The 23,574-nt window shown below is 67.1% G+C and carries 20 protein-coding genes; 12 read left to right on the top strand and 8 right to left on the bottom strand.

What is annotated here, in order from left to right:
- Positions 1 to 174: 174 nt before the first annotated feature.
- Positions 175 to 1,128: a LuxR C-terminal-related transcriptional regulator gene (locus tag ACFFU4_RS00815; protein WP_377066064.1), complete on the bottom strand. Its 954-nt coding sequence runs from the start codon at positions 1,126 to 1,128 to the stop codon at positions 175 to 177.
- Between the two features lie 242 nt (positions 1,129 to 1,370).
- On the opposite strand from ACFFU4_RS00815, the gene ACFFU4_RS00810 reads away from it, so the two are divergent.
- Genes ACFFU4_RS00810 through ACFFU4_RS00795 form a run of 4 tightly spaced genes read left to right on the top strand, consistent with a single transcriptional unit; the run spans position 1,371 to position 6,026 of the window.
- Positions 1,371 to 2,030: an ABC transporter ATP-binding protein gene (locus ACFFU4_RS00810; protein ID WP_377066062.1), complete on the top strand. Its 660-nt coding sequence runs from the start codon at positions 1,371 to 1,373 to the stop codon at positions 2,028 to 2,030.
- A complete protein-coding gene (locus ACFFU4_RS00805; protein WP_377066060.1) occupies positions 2,008 to 3,675 on the top strand; it encodes a KpsE/RkpR family capsule polysaccharide export protein in 1,668 nt (555 codons plus the stop codon). The genes ACFFU4_RS00810 and ACFFU4_RS00805 overlap by 23 nt, the downstream gene beginning before the upstream one ends.
- A gap of 1 nt (position 3,676) precedes the next feature.
- Entirely contained in the window at positions 3,677 to 4,510 is an 834-nt protein-coding gene (gene kdsA / locus ACFFU4_RS00800; protein ID WP_377066058.1) for a 3-deoxy-8-phosphooctulonate synthase, read from the top strand.
- 19 nt (positions 4,511 to 4,529) lie between these two features.
- On the top strand, positions 4,530 to 6,026 hold the full coding sequence (locus ACFFU4_RS00795) for a phosphomannomutase/phosphoglucomutase (RefSeq protein WP_377066056.1): 1,497 nt from the start codon (positions 4,530 to 4,532) through the stop codon (positions 6,024 to 6,026).
- 61 nt (positions 6,027 to 6,087) lie between these two features.
- On the opposite strand, the gene ACFFU4_RS00790 is transcribed toward ACFFU4_RS00795, so the two are convergent.
- Positions 6,088 to 6,579, bottom strand: a complete 492-nt coding sequence (locus tag ACFFU4_RS00790; RefSeq protein WP_377066054.1) for a GNAT family N-acetyltransferase — start codon at positions 6,577 to 6,579, stop codon at positions 6,088 to 6,090.
- Positions 6,580 to 6,670: 91 nt separating this feature from the next.
- Between ACFFU4_RS00790 and ACFFU4_RS00785 the strand changes: the two genes are divergently transcribed.
- Together ACFFU4_RS00785 and ACFFU4_RS00780 are read left to right on the top strand one after the other, a co-directional pair.
- Positions 6,671 to 7,273: a flavin reductase family protein gene (locus ACFFU4_RS00785; RefSeq protein WP_377066052.1), complete on the top strand. Its 603-nt coding sequence runs from the start codon at positions 6,671 to 6,673 to the stop codon at positions 7,271 to 7,273.
- A gap of 264 nt (positions 7,274 to 7,537) precedes the next feature.
- A complete protein-coding gene (locus tag ACFFU4_RS00780) occupies positions 7,538 to 7,882 on the top strand; it encodes a hypothetical protein (protein WP_377066050.1) in 345 nt (114 codons plus the stop codon).
- Positions 7,883 to 7,992: 110 nt separating this feature from the next.
- Here ACFFU4_RS00780 and ACFFU4_RS00775 read toward each other — a convergent pair whose 3' ends face one another.
- Positions 7,993 to 9,657, bottom strand: coding sequence for an ABC transporter permease (locus ACFFU4_RS00775; RefSeq protein ID WP_377066048.1), 1,665 nt, complete (start codon positions 9,655 to 9,657; stop codon positions 7,993 to 7,995).
- A gap of 81 nt (positions 9,658 to 9,738) precedes the next feature.
- Positions 9,739 to 10,203: an Lrp/AsnC family transcriptional regulator gene (locus ACFFU4_RS00770; protein ID WP_377066046.1), complete on the bottom strand. Its 465-nt coding sequence runs from the start codon at positions 10,201 to 10,203 to the stop codon at positions 9,739 to 9,741.
- Positions 10,204 to 10,338: 135 nt separating this feature from the next.
- Between ACFFU4_RS00770 and ald the strand changes: the two genes are divergently transcribed.
- The 5 genes from ald to ACFFU4_RS00745 all read left to right on the top strand — a co-directional run bounded on the left by ald (position 10,339) and on the right by ACFFU4_RS00745 (position 17,415).
- Complete coding sequence (gene ald, locus ACFFU4_RS00765) at positions 10,339 to 11,451, top strand: alanine dehydrogenase (protein WP_377066044.1); 1,113 nt, start codon at positions 10,339 to 10,341, stop codon at positions 11,449 to 11,451.
- 129 nt (positions 11,452 to 11,580) lie between these two features.
- Complete coding sequence (locus ACFFU4_RS00760) at positions 11,581 to 12,627, top strand: ABC transporter permease (RefSeq protein WP_377066042.1); 1,047 nt, start codon at positions 11,581 to 11,583, stop codon at positions 12,625 to 12,627.
- A 151-nt stretch (positions 12,628 to 12,778) separates the two neighbouring features.
- Complete coding sequence (locus ACFFU4_RS00755) at positions 12,779 to 13,963, top strand: ABC transporter permease (protein WP_377066040.1); 1,185 nt, start codon at positions 12,779 to 12,781, stop codon at positions 13,961 to 13,963.
- 29 nt (positions 13,964 to 13,992) lie between these two features.
- Positions 13,993 to 16,080 (top strand): dipeptide ABC transporter ATP-binding protein, encoded by a 2,088-nt coding sequence (locus ACFFU4_RS00750; protein WP_377066038.1) that lies wholly within the window; start codon positions 13,993 to 13,995, stop codon positions 16,078 to 16,080.
- A 90-nt stretch (positions 16,081 to 16,170) separates the two neighbouring features.
- Positions 16,171 to 17,415, top strand: a complete 1,245-nt coding sequence (locus ACFFU4_RS00745; RefSeq protein WP_377066036.1) for an NAD(P)/FAD-dependent oxidoreductase — start codon at positions 16,171 to 16,173, stop codon at positions 17,413 to 17,415.
- A 6-nt stretch (positions 17,416 to 17,421) separates the two neighbouring features.
- Here the strand turns inward: ACFFU4_RS00745 and ACFFU4_RS00740 are convergent, their stop codons facing one another.
- Positions 17,422 to 19,050, bottom strand: coding sequence for a peptidoglycan-binding domain-containing protein (locus ACFFU4_RS00740; protein ID WP_377066034.1), 1,629 nt, complete (start codon positions 19,048 to 19,050; stop codon positions 17,422 to 17,424).
- Positions 19,051 to 19,068: 18 nt separating this feature from the next.
- Positions 19,069 to 20,289, bottom strand: a complete 1,221-nt coding sequence (locus ACFFU4_RS00735) for a phenylacetate--CoA ligase family protein (RefSeq protein ID WP_377066032.1) — start codon at positions 20,287 to 20,289, stop codon at positions 19,069 to 19,071.
- Between the two features lie 122 nt (positions 20,290 to 20,411).
- On the opposite strand from ACFFU4_RS00735, the gene ACFFU4_RS00730 reads away from it, so the two are divergent.
- A complete protein-coding gene (locus ACFFU4_RS00730) occupies positions 20,412 to 21,263 on the top strand; it encodes a hypothetical protein (protein ID WP_377066030.1) in 852 nt (283 codons plus the stop codon).
- Between the two features lie 5 nt (positions 21,264 to 21,268).
- On the opposite strand, the gene ACFFU4_RS00725 is transcribed toward ACFFU4_RS00730, so the two are convergent.
- Together ACFFU4_RS00725 and ACFFU4_RS00720 are read right to left on the bottom strand one after the other, a co-directional pair.
- Positions 21,269 to 22,093 (bottom strand): ABC transporter ATP-binding protein, encoded by an 825-nt coding sequence (locus tag ACFFU4_RS00725; protein ID WP_377066028.1) that lies wholly within the window; start codon positions 22,091 to 22,093, stop codon positions 21,269 to 21,271.
- A 127-nt stretch (positions 22,094 to 22,220) separates the two neighbouring features.
- Positions 22,221 to 23,507, bottom strand: a complete 1,287-nt coding sequence (locus tag ACFFU4_RS00720) for an ABC transporter substrate-binding protein (RefSeq protein WP_377066026.1) — start codon at positions 23,505 to 23,507, stop codon at positions 22,221 to 22,223.
- Between the last annotated feature and the right edge of the window lie 67 nt (positions 23,508 to 23,574).

Raw genomic sequence — 23,574 nt, 5'->3', positions numbered from 1 at the left:
TTACTCGGGAACCCCGACATAAAGCGCAATAGACCAGCCCTTGCATCGCCATCCCGCGGGCTGGCGCTCGCGCGGCTCATCACCTGATGGGTCAACGGCAGCAAGAGGCCAATATCGGACACTCACCTGGCAGACGACCACCCCCTCTGTCCCGTCGCGAGCATCGACACATCGCTATCCCTGACGGTCGAGCAACAGCGCCCGCAGCCCTCGCCCACTGCCCCCGAGGCCGAGCTTGCGGCGTATGTTGCGCCGGTGGAAATCCACCGTGCTGGTCCCGCGCGACAGGGCCCGGGCGATGTCCTTGGTGGTCATGCCGCGCAGGACCATCTGCGCCACGTCGCGTTCGGTCGGGGTCAGCCCGTCCATCAGCGCGGTCAGCCCGGCGGCCTGAGCGCCGGTAAGCCGGGCAAGGTTCTCCTCGATCAGGCGCAGGTAGAGCGCGGCGGTCTCGTCGGTGCCGACCCGCGCCCGCAGCTTGCCCAGATGCGGCATGACCAGCCCCTTGATCTGCTGCGCGACACCCTTGTCATGCTCGGCCCGCGCCGCTTCGAGATTGGCCAGAAGGACGCGCAGGGCGGTGTTGGCCTCTTCCATATCGCGGGTGCGGTCGGCAACGCGCTGTTCCATCTCGTCGAGCGCGCTCTGCAAATCCCGCTCCAGCGCCTTGCGCCCGGCCATCTCCGACAGCAGCGCGAGATCGGCCTCGATCACACGCGCGAATTCGCGCAGCCCCTCGCGGAACATCAGCGCGCGGCGGTTGCGGCGGCGATCCAGCACGCAGATCGTGCCGAACACCCGGCCATCGGGCCATTTCAGCGGGTAGCCGATGTAAAAGCTCATGCCGTGTTCGAGATCGTCATTGTCGTGCCAGTCCGGGTCCTGATGGGCGTCCTCGACCACCAGCTCTCCGTCGCGGCTCATCACGCCGTGACAGTAGAGACGCGGGCCCAGCGTGAACCGCAGGCCCGGCACATAGGGGTTGTCACCGCCGGCGCTGCTGACATGGACGGAATGATGCGGCGGGTCGCTGCGCATCACCAGGCTTGCGGGGACGTCCGCGAGGCGGGCGATGAGGTCCACGATGCGTTGCCAGTTTGCCAGCGTCTGCGGGGGAATCTCCTGCACCGCGCCTGTCATCCCTGTGCCCCGGTTGCTGCGACCCTGTGCAGCCTATCCCGCGCGGATCGTTTCCGGCAAGTTCGGTCCGGTGCAAGGACAGGAAATTGCCACGATGTTCGTTGCCTCTTGCATAATATTGCCCTGATCCAATGGCATATTGTCCGCAGATCAGGAATAATGACGCGACCCGCACGGCCCCGGCAACCGGGACCACTGGCAAGACGCGGACGATCAACAGGACGCTGTGAATGCTCGAGTTCGAAAACGTCTCCAAGTCCTTCTGGACGGGAACACAGTACAAGGTGATCCTGGAGAGGGTCTCGTTCCGCGTCGAAATCGGGCGCAGCCTCGGCATCCTCGCGCCGAACGGCACCGGCAAGACCACCGTCATCAACATGATGGCGGGGCTGGAAAAGCCCGACGAGGGCGTGATCCGCCGCGGCTGCCGCATCTCGTTTCCGCTGGGGTTCATGGGCGGGGTCGTCTCGCGCCTGTCGGCACGGGAAAACGCGCGCTACATCGCCCAGCTCTACGGCATCGAGCCCGATTACGTCGAGGCCTATTGCCGCTGGCTGTGCGGGCTGGGCGAGTATTTCGACCAGCCGCTGGGCACCTATTCCTCGGGGATGCGCGCACGGTTCAGCTTTGCGTTGATGCTGGCGCTGGATTTCGACATGTATCTCATCGACGAGGGCATGCCCGGCACCACCGATGTCGAGTTCAACCGCAAGGCCGGGCAGATCCTGCAGGAAAGGCTCCGCACCACCACGATCATCATCGTCTCGCACGATCCGCGCGTGCTCGAGAAATTCGCCAGTTCCGCCGCCGTTCTGATGGGCGGCAAGCTGCACATGTTCGACACCTTGGAAGAGGCAAAAGAGCTTTATGACTACGAAACCCAAGGTTAGCAAATTCCGCATCCGCCGCAGCGCCCCCGCCGCGACCGCCGCCACGGGGCATCACGGGCATCACGGCAACGCCGCCGAGGCCCGGCCCGACGCATTGGCGCAGCCCGGTCATGCGCCGGACCCGCAAGCGGACCCGCAGGCCGAGCCGCAACCGGAGCCGCAGCCGGAGCCGCCCCGCGACGGCCAGATCGACCAGACCCGCGCCGGGGCGCCGGGCACCAGCATCGACGACATCCGCCGCGAGGGGCTGACGGGGCGCGAATTGCGCATGGCGCGCCGCGTGGCACAGAAGCACGGGCTTGCCCCAACCTCGGATTTCGACGCGGTGCGGCTCTTGCGCGCCCGTGGTGTCGATCCGTTCCAGCGCACCACCATGCTCGAACTCGTCAAGGGCAAGGGCGACGGCGAGCCCCCGGGGGAGGACCGCGTGCAACTGCCGCAGACGGTGCCGGCGCCGGGCCATAACCTGCCCGCCACCGAGACCGCCCCCGCAGACCGCCGCGCCAGCGAGATCGTCGGCATCCAGCGCGACATCGCCAGACGCCGGCGGCGCAAGCTGCTGCTCTTGTTCTCGCGGCTTGCGGCCTTCGTCATCCTGCCCACCTTTCTCGCGGGCTATTATTTCGCGGTGATGGCGACGCCGATGTATTCGTCCAACTCGGCCTTCCTGATCCTGTCGGCCGATGGCGGCGGCGGCGGCAAGGGCGGGCTCGGCGGCCTCATCCCCAGCCAGTTCGCCACCGGCCAGGACGCGATCGCCACGCAGGAATACCTGGAATCCAAGGATGCCATGCTGCGTCTCGACCGGGAACAGGATTATCGCGCACATTTCAGCCAGCCCCGGATCGACCCGGTCCAGCGGCTCGACGCGGATGCCAGCACCGAGGACCTCTACAGCCATTTCCGCGACCATGTGAAGATCGGCTACGATCCGACCGAGGGCGTGATGCGGATGGAGGTGATCGCCGCCAACCCCGAGACCAGTGTGCGGTTCAACGAACAGCTCATCGCCTATGCCGAGGAGCGCGTGGACGAACTCAGCCGCGACAAGCGCAACGACGCGGTCGAGACCGCCGCCGAGAGCCTGGAGCGGGCCAAGGCCGAGCGCCGCGAGGCGCAGGAGCGGCTCGTCTCGCTGCAGGAAGACAGCATCCTCGATCCCGAGGGCGAGATCGCCGGCATCCGCAACCTCATCAACACCGTCGAGCTTCAACTCCAGGAAAAGGAGCTCGCGCTCAGCATCCAGAACAACAACCCGCGCCCCAACGCCGCCAGGGTCGAGGCGCTCGAGAGCGAGATCTCGGTGCTGCGCGCCGAGCTCGACAGCCAGAAACGCCGCCTGACCGACGCCGCGGCGGGCGAAAAATCGCTCGCCTCCAAGACGGCGGCGATCCAGATGGCGCAGGCCGATCTCGCCACCGCCGATCTGGTGATGCAATCCGCGCTCGAATCGATGCGCATGGCGCAGGTCGAGGCCAACAAGCAGGTGCGCTATCTCACCGTCAGCGCGCGCCCCGTCGCCCCGCAGGAAGCCGCCTATCCGAAGGTGTTCGAAAACACCGTTCTGGCCTTCCTGATCTTTTCTGGTATCTACCTGATGATCTCGCTCACGGCGTCCATTCTGCGCGAACAGGTGTCTTCCTGATATGCAACATGTCGATCTCAACAACCTGACGCTCGGCAATGACCGGGCGCTCACCCTCATCGCCGGTCCCTGCCAGCTCGAATCCGCCGATCATGCCCGGATGATCGCCGGCAGTCTGCAGGAGGCGTGCCGCGCCGCCGGGGCCGGGCTGATCTTCAAGGGCAGTTTCGACAAGGCCAACCGCACCTCGCTCTCGGGGCGGCGCGGGCTGGGCCTCGACGAGGGGCTCAAGGTGCTGCAATCGGTGCGCGACACGCTCGGGATTCCGGTGCTGACGGATGTGCACCTGCCCGATCAATGCGCAACGGTGGCCGAGGTCGCCGACGTGCTGCAAATCCCCGCCTTTCTCTGCCGCCAGACGGATTTGCTGCTCGCGGCGGGCGAGACCGGGGCGGCGATCAACGTCAAGAAGGGCCAGTTCCTGGCCCCCTGGGACATGCCCAACGTGGTGGCCAAGATCGAAGCGACCGGCAACCGCCGCATCCTGCTGACCGAGCGCGGCACGTCGTTCGGCTACAACACGCTCGTGGCCGACATGCGCAGCCTGCCGCAGATGGCGCGCACCGGCTATCCGGTGGTGATGGACGCCACCCATTCGGTGCAGCAGCCCGGCGGGCAGGGCGGCAGCAGCGGCGGACAGCGCGAATTCGCCCCCGTCATGGCCCGCGCGGCGGTGGCGCTCGGCGTGGCCGCCGTCTTCATCGAGACGCACGAGGCCCCCGACACCGCCCCCTCCGACGGGCCCAACATGATCCCGCTCGATCAGATGCCCGCGCTCATCGACACGCTGATGGCGTTCGACCGGCTGGCCAAGGCGCACCCGATCACCCTTTGACCGCGGACCGGTTCCTTTGATGACCAGACCCCTGCCCACCGTCACCCCCAACACGTGGGCGTTTCTGCGCGACCCGATGATCGCGCCCACCGGCTTTCGCGAATACGACGCGCGCTGGAAATACCCCGACGAGATCAACCTGCCCGGCATCACCGCGCTTGGCCTCGGGCTCGGCACGCAGATCCGCGCGCGCGGGATCGCGCCGGTGATCGCGGTCGGCAACGATTATCGCGACTATTCCCTGAGCATCAAGAACGCGCTCATCCTCGGGCTGATGCAGGCCGGCATCACGGTCAAGGATATCGGACCCTGCCTGTCGCCGATGGCGTATTTCGCGCAGTTTCACCTCGATGTGCCCGCCGTCGCCATGGTCACCGCCTCGCATAACCCGAACGGCTGGACCGGGGTCAAGATGGGGTTCGAGCGGCCGCTGACGCATGGCCCCGACGAGATGGCCGAACTGAAGGGTATCGTGCTGGAGGGGCGCGGGCAGCCGCATCCGGGCGGGGCGTATGAATTTGTCGATGGCGTGCGCGAGGCCTATCTTGACGACCTCGCGGGCGATTTCAGGATGACCCGCAAGCTGCGCGTCGTCTGCGCCACCGGCAACGGCACCGCCTCGGCCTTTGCGCCCGAGCTGTTGGAGCGCATCGGCGTCGAGGTGATCCCCTCGCACACCCGGCTCGACTATACCTTCCCGCATTACAACCCGAACCCCGAAGCGATGGAAATGCTGCACGACATGGCCGCGACGGTGCGCGCCACGGGGGCCGATTTCGCGCTTGGCTTTGATGGCGACGGCGACCGCTGCGGCGTGGTCGATGACGAGGGCGAAGAGATTTTCGCCGACAAGATGGGCGTCATCATGGCGCGGGATCTGTCGAAGATTTACCCCAATGCGACCTTTGTCGCGGATGTGAAATCCACCGGGCTGTTCGCCTCGGACCCCGAATTGCGCAAGCACGGTGCCAGGGCGGATTACTGGAAGACCGGGCACAGCCACATGAAGCGCCGGGTCAGGGAACTCGGCGCATTGGCCGGGTTCGAGAAATCCGGGCACTACTTTCTGGCCGAGCCGGTGGGGCGCGGCTATGACTGCGGCATGCGCGTGGCCGTTGAGATCTGCAAGCTGATGGACCGCAACCCGGAAATGTCGATGTCGGACCTGCGGCGCGCCCTGCCGGTGACCTGGTCCACCCCCACCATGTCGCCCTGGTGCGCCGATACCGAGAAATATCAGGTGCTGGAGCGCATCGTCGCGCGGCTGGTCGCCAAGCACGAGGCGGGCGAGCCTGTCGCGTGCCGCACCATCAAGGAGGTGGTGACGGTGAACGGCGCACGCGTCATCCTCGACAATGGCTCCTGGGGGCTGGTACGCGCCTCAAGCAACACGCCCAACCTCGTGGTGGTCTGCGAAAGCAGCGAGAGCGAAGCCGAGATGCGCGCGATCTTTGCCGATCTCGACGCGGTCATCCGCACCGAGCCGGGTGTCGGCGACTACGATCAGACCATCTGAGGTGTGGCGTGCGGTTCGGGCGAAGTCCGGCCGGACCGGCACACGCCGTCGCCCGACAGCATCATTCAGCGTCGGCGGCAGGCATCACCTTGCCGCTGACCCCGTCCCACGCGCCGGGCACGAGCGCGAGCCCAAGCACACGGCCAGGATCCGTCGGCGGCGGCATCGCGACCCCGTCGAGCCGGGCAAAGCCGAAGCGCCCGTAATAGGGTGTGTCGCCCACCAGCATCACCCGTGCCCAGCGCAGGGCACGCGCCCGCTCGACGCTCTCGCGGATGAGCCAGCCGCCCAACCCCTCGCCCTGGTGGGTGGGGTGCACGGCCACCGGGCCCAGCAGAAGCGCGCGCGCCGCACCGACCCGCACCGGCCAGTAGCGGATCGCACCCGCGACGATGCCGTCCTCGCGCGCCACCAGACACAGCTCGGCCACCGGGGCCACGCCCTCGCGCAGCCGGTAGGACGACAGCGCCTCGCGCCCCGGCGCGAAGCACAGGTCAAAGAGCGCCTCGACCTCCCACAGATCCTGCGGCCCCTCGGGCCCGAGCTCGACCATGACGCGCCGCACCTTCGCGAGAATTGACTGGAAGGGCGCGTAGCACGGCGTTACCGCTGGCACAAACCGGATCACCCCCGAAGGAGAGAGCATGTTCTACCGCCCCGAGGACGGCCACGGCCTGCCGCACAACCCGTTCAACGCCATCGTCACGCCGCGCCCGATCGGCTGGATATCGACCCGCGACAGCGAAGGCCGCGACAACCTCGCGCCCTATTCGTTCTTCAACGCGGTGGCCTATGTGCCGCCGCAGGTGATGTTCGCCTCCACTTCCGTGAAGCCCGACCGCGACGGCACCAAGGACAGCGTCGCCAATATCCGCGAGACGGGCGTGTTCTGCGTCAACGTGGTGAGCGAGGCGCTGACCGACGCCATGAACCGCACCTCGGGGCCGTGGGGCCGCGAGGTGGACGAGTTCGCCGACGCCGCGCTGGAAAAGGCCGCGTGCGAGACGGTGGATTGCGCCCGCGTCGCCGCCAGCCCCGCCGCGCTCGAATGCCGCCTGACGCAGATCGTGCAGCTTCCCGGCGAGGCCAATGTCGTCGTTTTCGGCGAGGTCACGGGCGTCTACATGGATGACGCCTGCCTCAACGATGGCCGCTTCGACGTCACCCGCTACAACCCGCTCTCGCGGCTGGGCTACATGGACTACACGGTGGTGCGCGAGACGTTCAGCCTTCAAAGGCCGGAATAGGGCGGGCGAGATTGATCTAGTGCAAACTATTGAAGCGAACTCCGCGTGGGACTTATCCGCGATGGCGCACATAGTTAAAACGCTTGGTAGCAGACTCCAAACAGCGTCAAAAAGTGGTTATGTCGGCACCGAAACATTTGAAGCCGTGTGCCGTCCGACTCCCTTCCTGTCCTCGCGATTCATGCGAATTTGACGCAAGTCGACATCTATGCCGAGTCCCACTATCGTTGCATAGCCTGATCCGATAGTGTGAGTTTAACGACGATGGCCATCGAGCTGAAAAAAGCGATAGTAACAACCGCGCTGATCGGGGTGCTCGCTGGTGCAGCCGTGTTCGGCTACGGCAAGGTCATGACGTGCTCTGAAAGCCGGGCGTATTCTGTGGCTAAAGAGGCAGTGCGCGGCGAACTGAAATCGCCAGGCAGCGCACGGTTCGATGTCTGGTCCGATCCGGTGATCACCCAGCGCGGGGATTGCACCTATGAAGTGCACGGAGAGGTTGCGGCGCAGAACAGCTTTGGTACCGAGATCCGGTCACGCTACGAGGCCCGCGTGGCTGGAAGCACCGGGCGCGGCCTATCCGTGATCTTCGCCGGTGTCGTCGAGTAGATGCCCGTATTGCTCAAGCATTGATCTGTTTAGCGGCACTCTCATGCGCTTGAGGCACTCGACATGGAATGTGACGCGGTGCGCGCGGAGAAGAAGCACACTCATTCCCCTCACCCCGCCGAGATCGCCGCCCCCAGCCGCGCCGCGCGGCGGCTCTGTGCGTCGCGGCCCAGTGTCCGGCACAGGATCGCCACCGGGATGAGGCCGAACGCCACCAGCACCAGCGACGGCACCGCCGCCTCGGCCAGCCGCTCGTCCGAGGCGAGGCGGTGCGCCTGCACCGCCAGCGTCTGGAAGTTGAACGGGTGCAGGATCAGCGTCGCGGGCAACTCCTTCATGACGTCCACGAACACGATCAGCAGCGCCGTCAGCACCGAGGTCCGCGCCACCGGCAGGTGCACCCGCCGCAGAAGCCCCGGCCCCGGCTGCCCCAGCGACCGCCCGATCGCGTCGAGATTGTGCGGCACCGTCGCCATGCCGCTGTCATAGGCGTTGAGCGCGGCGGCCATGAACCGCACCACATAGGCCATCACCATCAGCCAGATCGACCCGGTGATCAGCAGGCCGGTGCGGATACCGAAATAGTCGCGCATCACCGCGTCAAGCGCATTGTCGAACGCCGCCATCGGCACCATCAGCCCGACCGCGATCACGCCGCCGGGCACCGCGTATCCCAGCCCCGCGCCCACCACCAGCGCGCGCGAGGCCCGCCCGGGCCGCATCCGCGCGCGGAACCCCACCAGTACCGCGCCCAGCACCGTCAGCACCGACGCGACCGAGGCCAGCACCAGCGAGTTGGACATGAAGCCGAGGTAACGCGGGGCCAGCAGGTCCTGCCCCGAGCCCACCGCCATCACCCCCAGCATCACCACAGGCAGCAGAAAGCCCAGCAGAACCGGCAGGAAGCAGAAGGCGAACGCCCCCGCCGCCGCCGCGCCGCGCAGGCGCGGACGTTCCATCGTCTCGAACCGGCCGCCACGCCCCGCCGTGCGCGCCCGCCCCCGGCTCGCCCGTTCCAGCCCCGCCAGCAGCAGCGCAAAGGCCAGCAGGCACAGCGCAAGCTGCGCCGCCGCCGCCCGGTCGCCAAGGCTGAACCACGCCTGGTAGATGCCGGTGGCAAAGGTCTGAACGTTGAAGAACGCCACCGTGCCGAAATCGGCGATGGTCTCCATGATCGCCAGCAGCACGCCCCCGGCGATCGCGGGCCGCGCCATCGGCAGCGCCACATGCCAGAACGCCCGCGCGGGCGAGCGCCCCAGCGTGCGCGCCACGAGGAACGCGTTGGCCGATTGCTGCCGGAACGAGGCACGCGCCAGCAGGTAGACATACGGATAGAGAACGATGGTCAGCATCGCCGCCGCGCCGCCAAGCGAGCGCACCTCGGGAAACCAGTACTCGCGCGGGCCCCATCCCATCACCGCGCGCAGCGCCGTCTGCACCGGGCCGGGATGATCCAGCATGTGGGTATAGGCATACGCCATCACGTAGGCCGGAAAGGCCAGCGGCAGCGCCAGCGTCACCTCCAGAAGGCGCACGCCCGGAAAGCGGTAGACCGTCACCAGCCATGCCGCCCCCGCGCCGATGATGGCCGTGCCCACCGCCACGATCGCCACCAGCCTGAGCGTGTTGGCCGTGTAGCGCGGCAGCACCGACGAGAGCACGTTGCGCCAGGTATCGAGATCGCCCGTCAGCGCCGCCAGCGCCGCCGCCACGATGGGCGCGAGGCACAGGATCACCACGATCCATGCGAGGCGGTGCAGGAAACTCTCGCTCATCTCGGGGGACGGGCTCCGGCGTTGATCCGACGAATTCGATCCGTATTCGCCCCGCCCCGCGCGGTCAAGCCGCGCAGGCCGTCAGCCGTTGACCGGCAGCGCCGTGGTCGAGAACACCGTGCGCAGCGCGAAACTCGACTGCATCTTGGCCACGCCGGGCAGGCGGGCGAGGTATTGACGGTGGATGCGGGCGAAATCCTCGGTATCCTCGGCCACCACCTTGAGCACGTAATCCGCCGCCCCCGCCGTCAGGTGGCATTCCAGCACATCGGGCACCCGCGCCACCGCCTTTTCGAAGGCGTCGAGCACGTCATCGGCCTGCGTGGTAAGCGTGATCTCCACAAAGATCACCGCCGGCACGCCCATTCTCCGCGCGTCGAGCAGCGCGACATAGCCGGTGATATAGCCCTCGGCCTCCAGCCGCTGCACCCGCCGGTGACAGGCCGAGGCCGACAGGTTCACCGCCTCGGCGAGGTCCGCGTTGGAGATGCGCCCGCGTTTCTGAAGCACGCGCAACAGCCGCCTGTCCGTGTCATCCAGCGCCATGCCGCAAGACCCTCCCTCAGAACCTGCCAATTGTCGAAATATATTCACAAGATTGCCCCTGTGGCGAGCGGAATTTCAACCGCCTTGCGGGTCATCCGCGGCACACTGTTGCCATCAGAACAGGAGGAGACCCCAATGAAGATCGGCTGCCCCACCGAGATCAAGCCACAGGAATACCGCGTCGGCCTCACCCCCATCGCCGCGAAAGAGGCCGTGGCCCACGGCCACGAAGTGATCGTGCAATCCGGCGCAGGGCTCGGCGCGGGCTTCGACGACGCCGCCTATGAGGCCGCAGGCGCGCGCATCATCGCCACCGCCGCCGAAGTGTTCGCCGAAGCCGACATGATCGTCAAGGTCAAGGAGCCGCAGGCGGTCGAGCGCAAGATGCTGCGCGAGGGGCAGGTGCTCTTCACCTACCTGCACCTCGCCCCCGACGAGGCACAGACCCGCGATCTCATCGCCTCGGGCTGCACCGCCATCGCCTACGAGACGGTGACGGACCGCGCAGGCGGCCTGCCGCTGCTGGCCCCGATGTCCGAGGTGGCGGGCCGTCTCGCCCCGCAGATGGGTGCCTGGACCCTGCAAAAGGCCAATGGCGGGCGCGGCGTGCTGATGGGCGGCGTGCCCGGCGTGGGCCCCGCCCGCGTGATCGTGATCGGTGGCGGCGTGGTGGGCACCCATGCCGCACGCATCGCGGCGGGCATGGGCGCGGAGGTGACCGTGCTCGACCGCTCGCTGCCCCGTCTGCGCACACTCGACGACATATTCGGCGACATGTTCAAGACCGGCTATTCCTCCGCCGGTCTGTTGGAAGAGCTGCTGCCGCAGGCCGACATGGTGATCGGCGCGGTGCTCATCCCCGGCGCCGCCGCGCCCAAGCTGGTGCGCCGTGATCAGTTCGGGATGATGAAGCCCGGCGCGGCGCTGGTGGATGTGGCGATCGACCAGGGCGGCTGTTTCGAGACCTCGCGCGCCACCACCCATGCCGACCCGGTCTACGAGGTGGACGGGATCATGCATTACTGCGTGGCCAACATGCCCGGGGCCGTGGCACGCACCTCCACCATCGCGCTCGGAAACGCCACCATGCCCTTCATGCTGGCGCTGGCCGACAAGGGCTGGAAAAAGGCCTGCGCCGACGACCCGCACCTGCTGGCGGGCCTCAACGTCCACGCGGGTCAGCTCACCTACGCCGCGGTGGGCGAGGCGCTCGGCATCGAGACCGTTCACCCCGAGGCGCTGCTCTGAACCATCCCCCCGGCCCGCCCGACGGGCCGGGGTCGCATTCGGGCTATTCGTGTCGCAATTTGAACTGGACCGGGCGCGCCCCCTCGCTTAGCGTCACTGGACAAAATACGCCGACAGGGGGGCGTGACATTGGCCAAGTTCTTCCTGCGCCGCGTGGGCGTCATGCTGCTCACGGCGCTCTGCCTGACCTTCATCGTCTTCTTCCTGACGAATCTCTACCCGAACCTCGAAAAGCTCGCCAAGACGCAGGGCAATTTCCGCATGACGGACGAGGAGGTGGCGAGCTATCTGGGGCGCAACGGATACCTGCAACCGCTGCCGGTGAAGTACGGGCAATGGCTGGGCGTGCTGCCCGGCTGGACGCAGGAGGGCGAGGACGGCACCCTGCGCGGGCGCTGCATCGACCAGGACACCCCCGCCGGGGAGGCCCCGCGCTTCTGCGGCATCCTGCAGGGTGACTGGGGGTATTCCACCGTGTTCCGCGCCGAGGTGAGCGGCATCATCGGAGAGAAGCTGGGCCTGACGGGGCGGCTGATGCTGTGGGTGATGCTGCTGATGGTGCCCGGCGCGCTGATCCTCGGGGTGCTGGCGGGGATGCGCGAGGGCTCGCGCACCGACCGCACGCTCTCGACCTTTGCGATCACCACCACGGCGACGCCCGAATACGTCTCGGGCGTGCTGTTCATCGCCATCTTCGCAAGCTCTGCTGTCGGGCTCAAATGGTTCAAGGGCACGGCGACGAGCGCGATGGAGAACCCGTCGTTCGAGAATTTCTTCCTGCCGGTGCTGACCATCGCGCTCTACGGCATGGGCTATATCGCGCGGATGACACGCGCCTCGATGGCCGAGGTGATGACCGCGCAATACATCCGCACCGCCCGGCTCAAGGGGGTGAGCTTTCCCAATATCGTGCTGAAACACGCGCTGCGAAACGCGCTGATCGCGCCCTTCACGGTGATCATGCTGCAATTCCCGTGGCTGCTGAACGGCGTTGTCATCGTCGAGACGCTGTTCAACTACAAGGGCTTTGGCTGGACGCTGGTGCAGGCGGCGAGCAACAACGACATCGAGCTGCTGCTCGCCGTGTCGGTGGTTTCGGTCATCGTCGTGCTGGTGACGCAGCTCATCTCGGATATCGGCTACGTCTATCTCAACCCGAGGATCAGTGTGACATGAGCACCCGGCTGCCCCCGCAGGCCCCGTCATTGTCCGGCCTGACCGGACACTCGCCCGCACGCCGGGCGCCACGGCAAGAGACGCTCCGGTCTGGCCGGCGCATGACGGGGGCGGCGCGGCGCCGTCAGGGAACAACCGCCGGGAGGCTGCCATGGACCTGCTGAGCTGGGGCGAAATCATCCTGCGTCTGCTCGCGCGGTTCACGCCGGTCTGGATCGCGCTGATCATCACCTTCGTGCTGTCCGCCACCTTCAAGCGGCGGCTGGGCCTTTACGGCAAACTGTTCGACAGCCCGATCGGCATGGTGGGCTTTGCTCTGGTGATGTTCTGGGTGTTCACCGGCATCCTCGCCGGAGCGTTCGACATGATCGCCACGCATGACGTGCTCGACCAATCCGCCTCGATGAAGAACAAGGGGCCGGGCACCCCCTATTCCAAGCTGATGGGCGAGGTCGCGCCCGGTGCCTATCCCTATTACCTGCTGGGCGGCGACAACCTGGGACGCGACGTGTTCAGCCGCATGGTCGTGGGCGCGTGGGAGGTGATCAAGATCGCCCCCTTCGCCAGCCTCTTCGCCTTCATGGTCGGCATCACGCTGGGCCTGCCGGCGGGCTATTACGGCGGGCGGCTCGACACGGTGCTGTCGTTTGCCGCCAACCTGATCCTCGCCTTCCCGGTGATCCTGCTCTTCTACCTGCTGGTCACGCCCGAGATCGTGCTCACAGGTATCCCCGTCTACATGGCCGCCGTGCTGTTCATCTTTCCCATCATCTTCCTCGTGCTGTTGTGGAACTCGCGCTTTCACACGCAGCCGAAAACGCGCAACATCTATGTCGGCATCACGTTGGTGGTGGGGCTGTGGCTCTATTCGGGGATCGCGTGGAACGCAGACCCGCTGGGCCTGGTCGGCTTTCCACCCAACCTGCTGGTGGTGTTCGTGGCGGTCGTGTTCGTCAACTCGCCCACCGTGTTCCGCATCGTGCGGGGCCTGACCATGGACATCAAGACGCGCGACTATGTCGCCGCCGCGCAGACCCGTGGCGAGGGGCCGTGGTACATCATGCTGTGGGAAATCCTGCCCAACGTGCGCGGGCCGCTTCTGGTCGATTTCTGCCTGCGCATCGGCTATACCACCATCCTGCTGGGCACCCTGGGCTTCTTCGGCCTCGGCCTCAGCCCCGAGAGCCCGGACTGGGGCAGCACGATCAACGAGGGGCGCAAACTGCTGTCGCTTTACCTCCACCCCGCGCTGCCGCCGGCGCTGGCGCTGCTGAGCCTGGTGCTGGGGCTCAACCTGCTGGCAGACGGGCTGCGCGAGGAAAGCCTGCGGGATTGAGTATTTGAGGAAAGATGAAGGAGACGGACATGGCCACGCCGGACTATGACGGACCGATCCTCGAGATCGGGAACCTGTCGATTTCCTTCTTCACCCGCCTGCGCGAAATTCCGGCGGTGATGGATTTCTCGGTCTCTGTGCAGCCGGGCGAGGCCGTGGGCCTGGTGGGCGAGTCGGGCTGCGGCAAATCCACCGTGGCACTGGGCGTGATGCAGGATCTCGGCGTCAACGGTCGCATCGTCGACGGCACCATCCGCTTCAAGGGCCGCGACCTGGGACAGATGAGCGCCGCCGAGCTGCGCGACATCCGCGGCAACGAGATCGCGATGATCTATCAGGAGCCGATGGCCTCGCTCAACCCGGCGATGAAGGTCGGCAAGCAGTTGATCGAGGTGCCAATGATCCACGAGGGCATCTCCGAGAAAGAGGCCTGGGCCCGCGCGCTCGAAGTGGTCAGCGACGTCAAGCTGCCGGACCCGGAGCGCATCCTCAAGAGCTTCCCGCACCAGCTCTCGGGCGGGCAGCAACAGCGCATCGTCATCGCCATGGCGCTGATGTCCAAGCCCTCGCTGCTCATTCTCGACGAGCCGACCACCGCGCTCGACGTCACGGTCGAGGCGGCGGTGGTCGATCTGGTCAAGGACCTGGGGCGCAAATACGGCACCTCGATGCTGTTCATCTCCCACAATCTCGGGCTGGTGCTGGAAACCTGCGACCGCATCTGCGTGATGTATTCCGGCGAGGCGGTGGAGACCGGCAGCATCAAGGACGTGTTCGACAAGATGCAGCACCCCTATACGCAGGCGCTGTTTCGCTCGATCCCGCTGCCGGGCGCAAACAAGAACGATCGTCCGCTCAAGGCCATTCCCGGCAATTTCCCGCTGCCGCACGAGCGCCCGCCGGGCTGCAATTTCGGGCCGCGCTGCGATTACTTCAAACAGGGGCTGTGCGACGCGGGCGACATCCCGATGGCGGCGATCGAGGGCGACGACCGCCATTTCACCCGCTGCCTGCGTCATGATGACATCGACTGGCACGCCCCGGTCGCGGCGATGACGCAGAACGAGGCCGGCGCGCCTGGGCGGGTCGTGCTCCGGATGGACAAGCTCAGAAAGTATTACGAGGTGGCGGCCAACGCGCTCTTTGGCGGCGGCGGCGCGAAAAAGGTGGTCAAGGCCAACGAGAGCCTGAGCTTCGAGGCGCGCGAGAGCGAGACGCTGGCCATCGTCGGCGAATCGGGCTGTGGCAAATCCACCTTCGCCAAGGTCCTCATGGGGCTGGAGACGGCGACCGATGGTGAAATCCTGCTCGACGACCGCAATATCGAACAGACCCCCATCGAGGCGCGCGACACGCAGACCGTCGCCGATGTGCAGATGGTGTTCCAGAACCCGTTCGACACGCTCAACCCGTCGATGACCGTGGGCCGCCAGATCATCCGCGCGCTGGAGGTGTTCGGGATCGGGGCGACGGATCAGGCGCGGCGCGACGAGATGCTGCGCCTGCTCGATCTGGTCAAGCTGCCGCGCGAGTTTGCCGACCGGATGCCGCGGCAATTGTCCGGCGGGCAGAAACAGCGCGTCGGCATCGCCCGCGCCTTTGCCGGCGGCGCGCGCATCGTGGTCGCCGACGAGCCGGTCTCGGCGCTCGACGTGAGCGTGCAGGCGGCGGTGACCGACCTGCTGATGGAGATCCAGCGCGAGCACAAGACGACGCTCTTGTTCATCTCCCACGACCTCAGCATCGTGCGCTATCTCAGCGACCGGGTGATGGTGATGTATCTCGGCCATGTGGTCGAGATCGGCACGACGGATCAGGTGTTCTCGCCGCCCTACCACCCCTATACCGAGGCGCTTCTGTCGGCGGTGCCGATCGCCGATACCAGCGTGGAAAAGACCCATATCGTGCTCGAGGGCGACGTGCCCTCGGCGATGAACCCGCCGCCCGGCTGTCCGTTCCAGACGCGCTGCCGCTGGAAGACGGAGGTGCCCGGCAACCTGTGCGAACGCGAGGTGCCGCCGGTGCGCGATCTCGCCCCCGGCCATCAGGTGAAATGCCACCTCTCCGAGGAGGCCCTCGCGCGGATGGGGCCGGTGATCCGCATCGCGGCGGAATAACGCGGCCCCCTCGCGCGACAGGGCTTGCACCCGCGCGCGGCCTGCGCTTCCCTCTCGGGCGACCACATCGCCCGAAGGAGCCCCGCGCGCATGAGCCATCCCCGCACCATCGTCGTCATCGGCGCAGGCATCTGCGGGCTGAGTTCCGCCATCTGGCTGCGCCGCGCGGGCCACGCGGTCACGCTGGTGGATCGAGACTATCCCGGCGCGGGGGCGTCGCAGGGCAATGCCGGGCTGCTCGCGCAATGGGCCATCGTGCCGGTCAACACGCCCGACCTGATCCCCACCGCGATCAAATATCTCAGCAACCCGCGCTCGCCGCTGTTCCTGCAATGGTCCTACCTGCCGCGCCTGCTGCCGTGGTTGTGGCAGTTCACCCGCAACGCCACCCCGGAAGGTACCCGCCGCATGGTCGAGGGGCTGACCCCCATCGTCGGCGACAGCGTCGATCAGCACCGCGCGCTGGTGCGCGGCACACCGGCCGAAAAATGGCTCGCCACCAGCGATTTCGCCTACGCCTATCCCAGCCGCGCAGCCTTTGACGCCGACAGCTACGGGTGGGAGATGAAGCGCGCCGCGGGGTACATTCCCGAGGTGATCGAGGGGGCCGCGGTGCAGGAGGTGGAGCCGATGCTGGGCCCCGCCACCCAATGCCTCGCCTTGCTCAAGGGTCACGGCCATATCCGCGACCCGCTCGCCTACATGGCCGATCTCGCAAGGGTTCTGGAATCCGAGGGCGGCCAGTATCGCCGCGCCGAGGTGCGCGACATCACCCTCACCGACGGGCGCATCACCGGCGTGGTGACGGATCAAGGGACACTGCCCTGCGATACCGCTGTTTTGGCGGCGGGCATCTGGTCGAAACCGCTGATGGGCAAACTCGGCCTCAAGGTGCCGTTGGAGGCCGAGCGCGGCTATCACCTGCATTTCAAAGGCCCGTCGCAGATGCCGCGCCACCCGCTGATGATCTCCAGCGGAAAATTCGCGGTCAACCCGATGGCCCACGGTCTGCGCTGCGCGGGCACCGTGGAACTGGGCGGCATCGCCAAGGGGCCGTCCCGCGCGCCGCTCGATCTGATCCGCCGCGTCTCGGCGCAGGTCTTCCCCGATCTGACGTTTGACAGCGTCGAGGAATGGATGGGCTTTCGCCCCTCGACCCCCGACAGCCTGCCGCTGATCGGCGAAATCGGCCAGACCGGCGTGCACGCGGCGTTCGGGCACCAGCATATCGGCCTGACGGCAGGGCCCAAGACCGGGCGCCTTGTCGCCGACATGATCGCCGGGCGACGCCCCAATTTCGACCTCGCCCCCTACGACGCCAACCGCTTCGCCTGACGCGGGTCAGCGCATCCCCATCAGCGCCGCCGCCGTCGCCTGCGAGACATAGCCGGTCACCGGCAGGTCGCGGTGACGCTGGAAACGGCGGATCGCGTCGCGCGTCTCCTCGGTGAAGCGGCCATCCACCGGCCCCGGTTCGGCCCCGATCTGCGCGAGGCGGCGCTCGATCAGCACGCGCACCACCTCGGCCCCGGCATAGATCCGCTCGTCCTCGCGCGCCCGCGCGATGGCCTCCTGCTCGGTGCGGCCCTGCTCGATTTCGTCGAGGCGCGCGCGCGCCTCCCCGGCAAAGCGGCTCTCGGGATGGTCGCGCAGGAAGGCGGCATAGGCCTCTGCCGTATCGGCCTCGCGGGCCGCCCGCCAGTCCGCGCGCGCCGCCCGGTCGGCCTCGTCCCGGCGGGCCTCCTCGATTCCGGCGAGGCGGGCACGCGCGGTGTCGGCAAAGAGCCCCTCGGGGTAGCGGTCGAGATAGGCGCGCAGCCCGGCCTCGTCGCCACCGCGCCCGGTGTCGCGCCAATACGCCCGGTCGCGGCGCTCCTCGCGCATCTGCTCCCGCCGCTCTTTCTCCTCGATCTCACGCTGCCGCGCGGCGGCATCGGCGCGCAGCCGTGCGAGAGCATCGCCGTCGAGATAACCGGTCGACGCCATGCCCGCGCGATCCTGCCAGGCGGCGATGGCACCGCGCGTTCCGCGCCCGAAAATACCGTCGATGCCACGTTCGTAATGGCCCAGCACCGACAGCCAGCGCTGCACGTCGCGCCGCGCCGCGCGGGTCAGGCCGAGCGCCGCCTCGGCGGACTGCGCCGCGCGCTCGGGCGCATCGCGCAGCCAGTCGCGCCGCTCGCGCGCCTGACTCAGGTAACGGCCCTCGGGCCAAGCGGCGATATAGGCATCATAGCCTGCCACAGTGTCGAGCGTGTCCACCGCCTGCCAGAAGCCATCCTCGCGCGCCTCGGCCCGTTGCGCCTCGGAGAGCGTCCCAGGCCCCATCAGACCAGACTGCCCCGACAGGTTGCCCGACAGGCTCACCCCCTCCGGGGCCGCGCGCGCCGCTTCGGCAAAGCTGGCACCGGGGACAAGCAGCGGACCGTCGAGAAGCGCGGCGATGCCCTTGCGCGGGCCGGTGGCATAGGTCACGCCCGTCACCTCGGAAAACCCCGCAAGTCCCGGCCTCAGCCCCGCCCCCGCCGCATTGCCCGTCTCCGGCGACAGCAGCAGCACCGCGGGCCCGTCCACCGCCCCGGCAATCGCCGACAGCGCGTTGACCGACAGCCCCGCCGTACCGACGCGCAACCGCGAGACCGGAGCCGCGCCGCGCGGCAGGAGCCAGCTATCGCGCCCGTCCCCGGCCATCTCTCCGGCGACGAGGATCACCAGCCGCGCCACCTCGCCTGCCGATATCCGTGTCTCGAGATTGAGCGCCGCCGCGCGCAGCGGCGCGACTCCGCGGCCATCCGGGGCCACCACCTCGAACCCGGCCTCCTCCAGCGCCGCGCCCGGATCGAACGCCACCGCCGAACGCCGCGCGTCACCCGCGCGGGTATCGAGGATCAGCGCCATATCTGCCGCATGCGACGGCCCCGCCGCGAAAAAGAGACACAGCGCCACCGACAGAATACAACGCATCACCATGACGATATCCTCCCATGCTCACTCGTAGCTGCGCGCATCCTCGATCACCTTGCCGTCATTGGGCAGGCTGCCGGGCGGCACGATCTCGATCCGGCCCTTGAGCTTGAGCACCTCGCTCACCGCCCCGGCATAATGATCGGCCTCGCCGCCGGTGGCCTCGATCCGCACGGTCATCACGTCGGTCTCGCCCTCGCGGCTGGCGATCACGCGGGCGCGCCCGATCCCGTCGTGGCGCGCCACCAGGGCCGCCACCTGCTCGGGGCGCACGAACATGCCCTTGATCTTGGTGGTCTGGTCGGCCCGGCCCATCCAGCCCCTGATGCGCATGTTGGTGCGCCCACAGGGGCTTTCCCCGTCCATCACGGCGCTCAGATCGCCGGTGGCAAAGCGGATGAGCGGGTAGTCGGGGTTGAGCGTGGTCACCACCACCTCGCCCACCTCCCCCTCGGGGACCGGATCGCCGGTGCCGGGGCGCACGATCTCGACGATCACGCCCTCGTCCACGATCATGCCGTCCTGGGCCGCGCTCTCATAGGCGATGTTGCCCAGATCGGCGGTGGCATAGCATTGCAGGCACTGGATGCCGCGATCCGCGTATTCCGCGCGCAGGGACGGAAACAGCGCGCCACCCCCCACCGCCGCCCTGGTGATGTTCAGCGCGAGGCCCATCTCCCCGGCCTTGTCGAGGATCACCTTCAGGTAATCGGGTGTCCCGGCATAGGCGGTCACGCCCACGTCATGCGCCGCGCGCGCCTGCAACTCGGTCTGGCCGGTGCCGGCAGGCAGCACCGCCGCGCCCACCGCCCGCGCGCCGTTCTCGAAGATCATGCCGGCGGGCGTCAGGTGATAGCCGAAACAGTTCTGCACGATATCGCCCGCCCCGACGCCGCAGGCGTGCAAAAAGCGGCCCATCCGCCACCAGTCATGGCCATCGCCGCCCGGCTCGTAGATCGGCCCGGGGCTCTGGAAGACATGGGCAAAGCCATGCGCGGGCCGCGTCGTCAGCCCGCCGAACGGCGCCGCCGCGCCCTGCGCGCGACCGAGGTCCGACTTGCGCAGCACAGGCAGCGTGGCGAGCGCGGTCGCATCGGTGATGGCCGCCGGATCCACCCCGTCGAGGGCGCCACCATATCCGGGACATCGCTGCGCCCGGGCGATCTGTTCGGGCAGCACCCGCGCCAGCGCCTCGGCGCGTGCCTCGGGCCTGCGTGTCTCCAACGCGTCGAAAAACTGGGTCATCGCATTATCCTCTGCCTGCCGCCTTACGTTGCGACAGCTTGACCAATTGTTTGAAACCGGCGTCCGGCGCATAAGCAGTGCACTTTTGTATACCGAACACATATCTTGCGTGAGGCCCCGCCATGACGACCCCGACAGACGCGCCCGCGGCGCTCGACGATGCCGCCATTGACCGCCGGATCGACTTTCATCCCGACATACAGGTGATGGAGGCCGATTTCTCGGGGCTCCATTTCAAAGATTCCGCCACCGTCAACCGGGTCTACGACCGGCTCGAGGCACGCATCGGCGCGACCGGCGAAGACCTCTGGTTCTTCCTCGTCAACCTCAACGGCACGCGCATCGACCCGGCGGCATGGGTCGCCTATTCGCGCCGCGGCCGCGCGCTCAACTACGCGCATTCGATGGGCTCGGTGCGGTTCGACGCCTCCGACGAGACCCGCCGCCAGATCGAACGCGCCGCCGATACCGAGACCTTCGATCCCAACCTGTGCCTGACCCGCGACGCCGCGCTCGAACGCCTCGCCGGCTTTCCCAGCACGCGGCGCAAGCGCGTGGTCCGCGCCCCAAGCCACAGCGCCGAAGAGATCGCCGTGCGCATCCGCTTCGATCCCGACCAGGCCATCATGGACGTGGATTTCTCGGATTTCACCTTCCACCACCGGCGCGATGTCGATCATGTCTACGACCATATCGAGGCCCGTATCCGGGACACCGACCGCAAGTGGTTCTTCCTCGTCAATCTCAACGGGTGCCAGATCCTGCCCGCGGCCTGGGTGCGCTATGCCCATCGCGGCAAGCGGCTCAACATCGCCGCCTCGCTCGGCTCGGCGCGCTATGCCGCCGGGTCCGAGACAGAGCAGGACATCCGCCTGCGCGCGCAGTCCGAAGGCTTCCGCCCCAATATCCGCAACACGCGGCAAGAGGCGCTCGACCTGATCGCGGAGATGCGGGCGGACCTGCTGCACGGGTGACACCCTCAGCTCAGCCACCGCTTGCGGCGGCGATAGCTGCGCACCTCGCGGAACGACTTGCGCCCCTCGTCGGACACGCCGAGATAGAATTCCTTGACGTCGGGGTTCTCGCGCAGCGCGGCGGCGGGGCCGTCCATCACCACGCGCCCCGACTCGAGGATATAGCCGTGATGGGCAAACCGCAGCGCCACGTTGGTGTTCTGCTCGGCCAGCAGGAAGGTATAGCCTTCCTTTTCGTTGAGTGACTTCACGATCTCGAAGATCTGCTCCACAAGCTGCGGCGCCAGCCCCATCGACGGCTCGTCCAGCAGGATCGTCTCGGGCCGCGCCATCAGCGCGCGGCCGATCGCGCACATCTGCTGCTCGCCGCCCGAGGTATAGCCCGCCTGGCTGCGGCGGCGCTCCTTGAGGCGCGGGAAATAATCATAGACCTTCTGCAGGTCGGCGTCGATATCGGCGCGGCTCGCCCCGCGTGTATAGGCCCCTGTCAGCAGGTTCTCCTCGACGGTCAGGTGCTCGAAACAGTGCCGGCCCTCCATCACCTGCACCACCCCCATCTTGACCAGGTCGGAGGGCAGCAGGTCCTGCACCCGCTCGCCGCGATAGCGGATCGCACCCTTGGTGACCTCGCCGCGCTCGGATTTCAGCAGGTTGGAAATCGCCTTGAGCGTGGTGGTCTTGCCCGCGCCGTTGCCTCCCAGCAGCGCGGTGATCCCGCCCTTCGGCACCTTGAGGCTGACACCCTTGAGAACGAGGATCACGTGGTTGTAGATCACCTCGATATTGTTGACCTCGAGAAGCGCCTCGTCGGTCCGTCCTGCATCCAGCATCGCCCAGGCTCCGTTTCCTCAGGCCGCGCCAGCCCCGTTTCAGGGCACGCATCCCGGTTTCTTCTTGGCAAAAATACTCATGGTCCCCCGGCCGCGGCCGCGCGCCACGGCCGGGGGAAAGGCCGCCTCAGCAGCCGGGCTCGATGCCGTTCTCTTCGGCGAACTGCTTCGAATCCTCGGCCACCAACGCCGAGATGATCTCCTGGTCGGACTGGTAGTAGTCGGTGATCAGCTCGAACTCGCCCGCTTCGGCGTCCCATTGCGACACGGCGCCATAGCCGTTGCCGCCGTGGTTCTCGCAGGACACGGTGAACTCGGGACCGAAATTCGGCAGGCCAAGCGCGGCCATCTTCTCTTCGGTCATTTCGAGGTTCTCCATGCCGTCGCGCATCTGCGCGGCACTGATCGCGGCGGTGCCGTGCATCTCCTGCGCGGTCTTGATCGCCTCGGCGGCCAGCATCGCGGCATACATGCCCCGGTTATAGAGCACGGTGCCGATCTGGTCGCCCGCGCCGGCGGCCTTGCCGGTGTCGACGACGTGCGTCTGGATATCGTCATAGACCGGGTAGTCGTCGCCGAGGTTGTGGAAGGTCAGCGCCTTGTAGCCGTCGGCCTTGGCGCCGGCCGCCTTGACGTCGTTCTCCGAGCCGGACCACCAGATGCCGATGAACTGGTCCATCGGGTAGCGGATGTTGACGGCCTCCTGGATGGCGACCTGGTTCATCACGCCCCAGCCCCACATGATCACGTTATCGGGGCGCTCGCGCCGGATCTGGAGCCATTGCGACTTCTGCTCCTGGCCGGGGTGATCCACCGGCAGCAGCATCAGCTCGAAGCCGTGCTTCTTCGCCAATTCCTCCAGCGTGCGGATCGGCTCCTTGCCATAGGCGGAGTTGTGATAGACCAGCGCGATCTTGCGATCCGAGATGTCACCGCCATTCTCGTTGAGGATATGGGTGATGGCGTGGCTCGCCCCGTCCCAGTAGTTGGCCGGGTAGTTGAACACCCACTTGAACACCGCGCCGTTCTTGGCCGAGGTGCGCCCGTACCCCATCGTGTGGAGCGGGATGCCGTCTGACGTGGCTTTGGGGATGAGCTGATAGGTGATGCCGGTCGAGAGCGGCTGATAGACCAGCGCGCCATTGCCTTCGCCCTTGGTGGCCTCGTAACACTCGACGCCTTTCTCGGTGTTGTAGCCGGTCTCGCATTCCACGAGGTTGATCGGCTCTCCGCCGATGCCGCCGTCACGCTCGTTCAGAAGCGTGAAATAGTCCTGATAGCCATCCGAGAACGGGATGCCGTTGGCGGCATAGGGTCCGGTCCGGTAGCTGGTATCGACGACGGTCAGATCGGCGAGCGCCGGTCCTGCCACCATCGCCGCCGCCAGCGCGGTTGCCATGAGTTTCTGTTTCATCGGTCTTATCCTCCCTTGGTTTATCCGATGTCTTGTCTTGAACGCGATTGTCTGCGCCCAATCCCGT

The organism is Roseovarius ramblicola (assembly GCF_042430665.1).
Lineage (GTDB): Bacteria > Pseudomonadota > Alphaproteobacteria > Rhodobacterales > Rhodobacteraceae > Roseovarius > Roseovarius ramblicola.
Note: the sequence above shows the minus strand (reverse complement) of the source record. Positions and strands in the feature narration are given on the sequence as shown.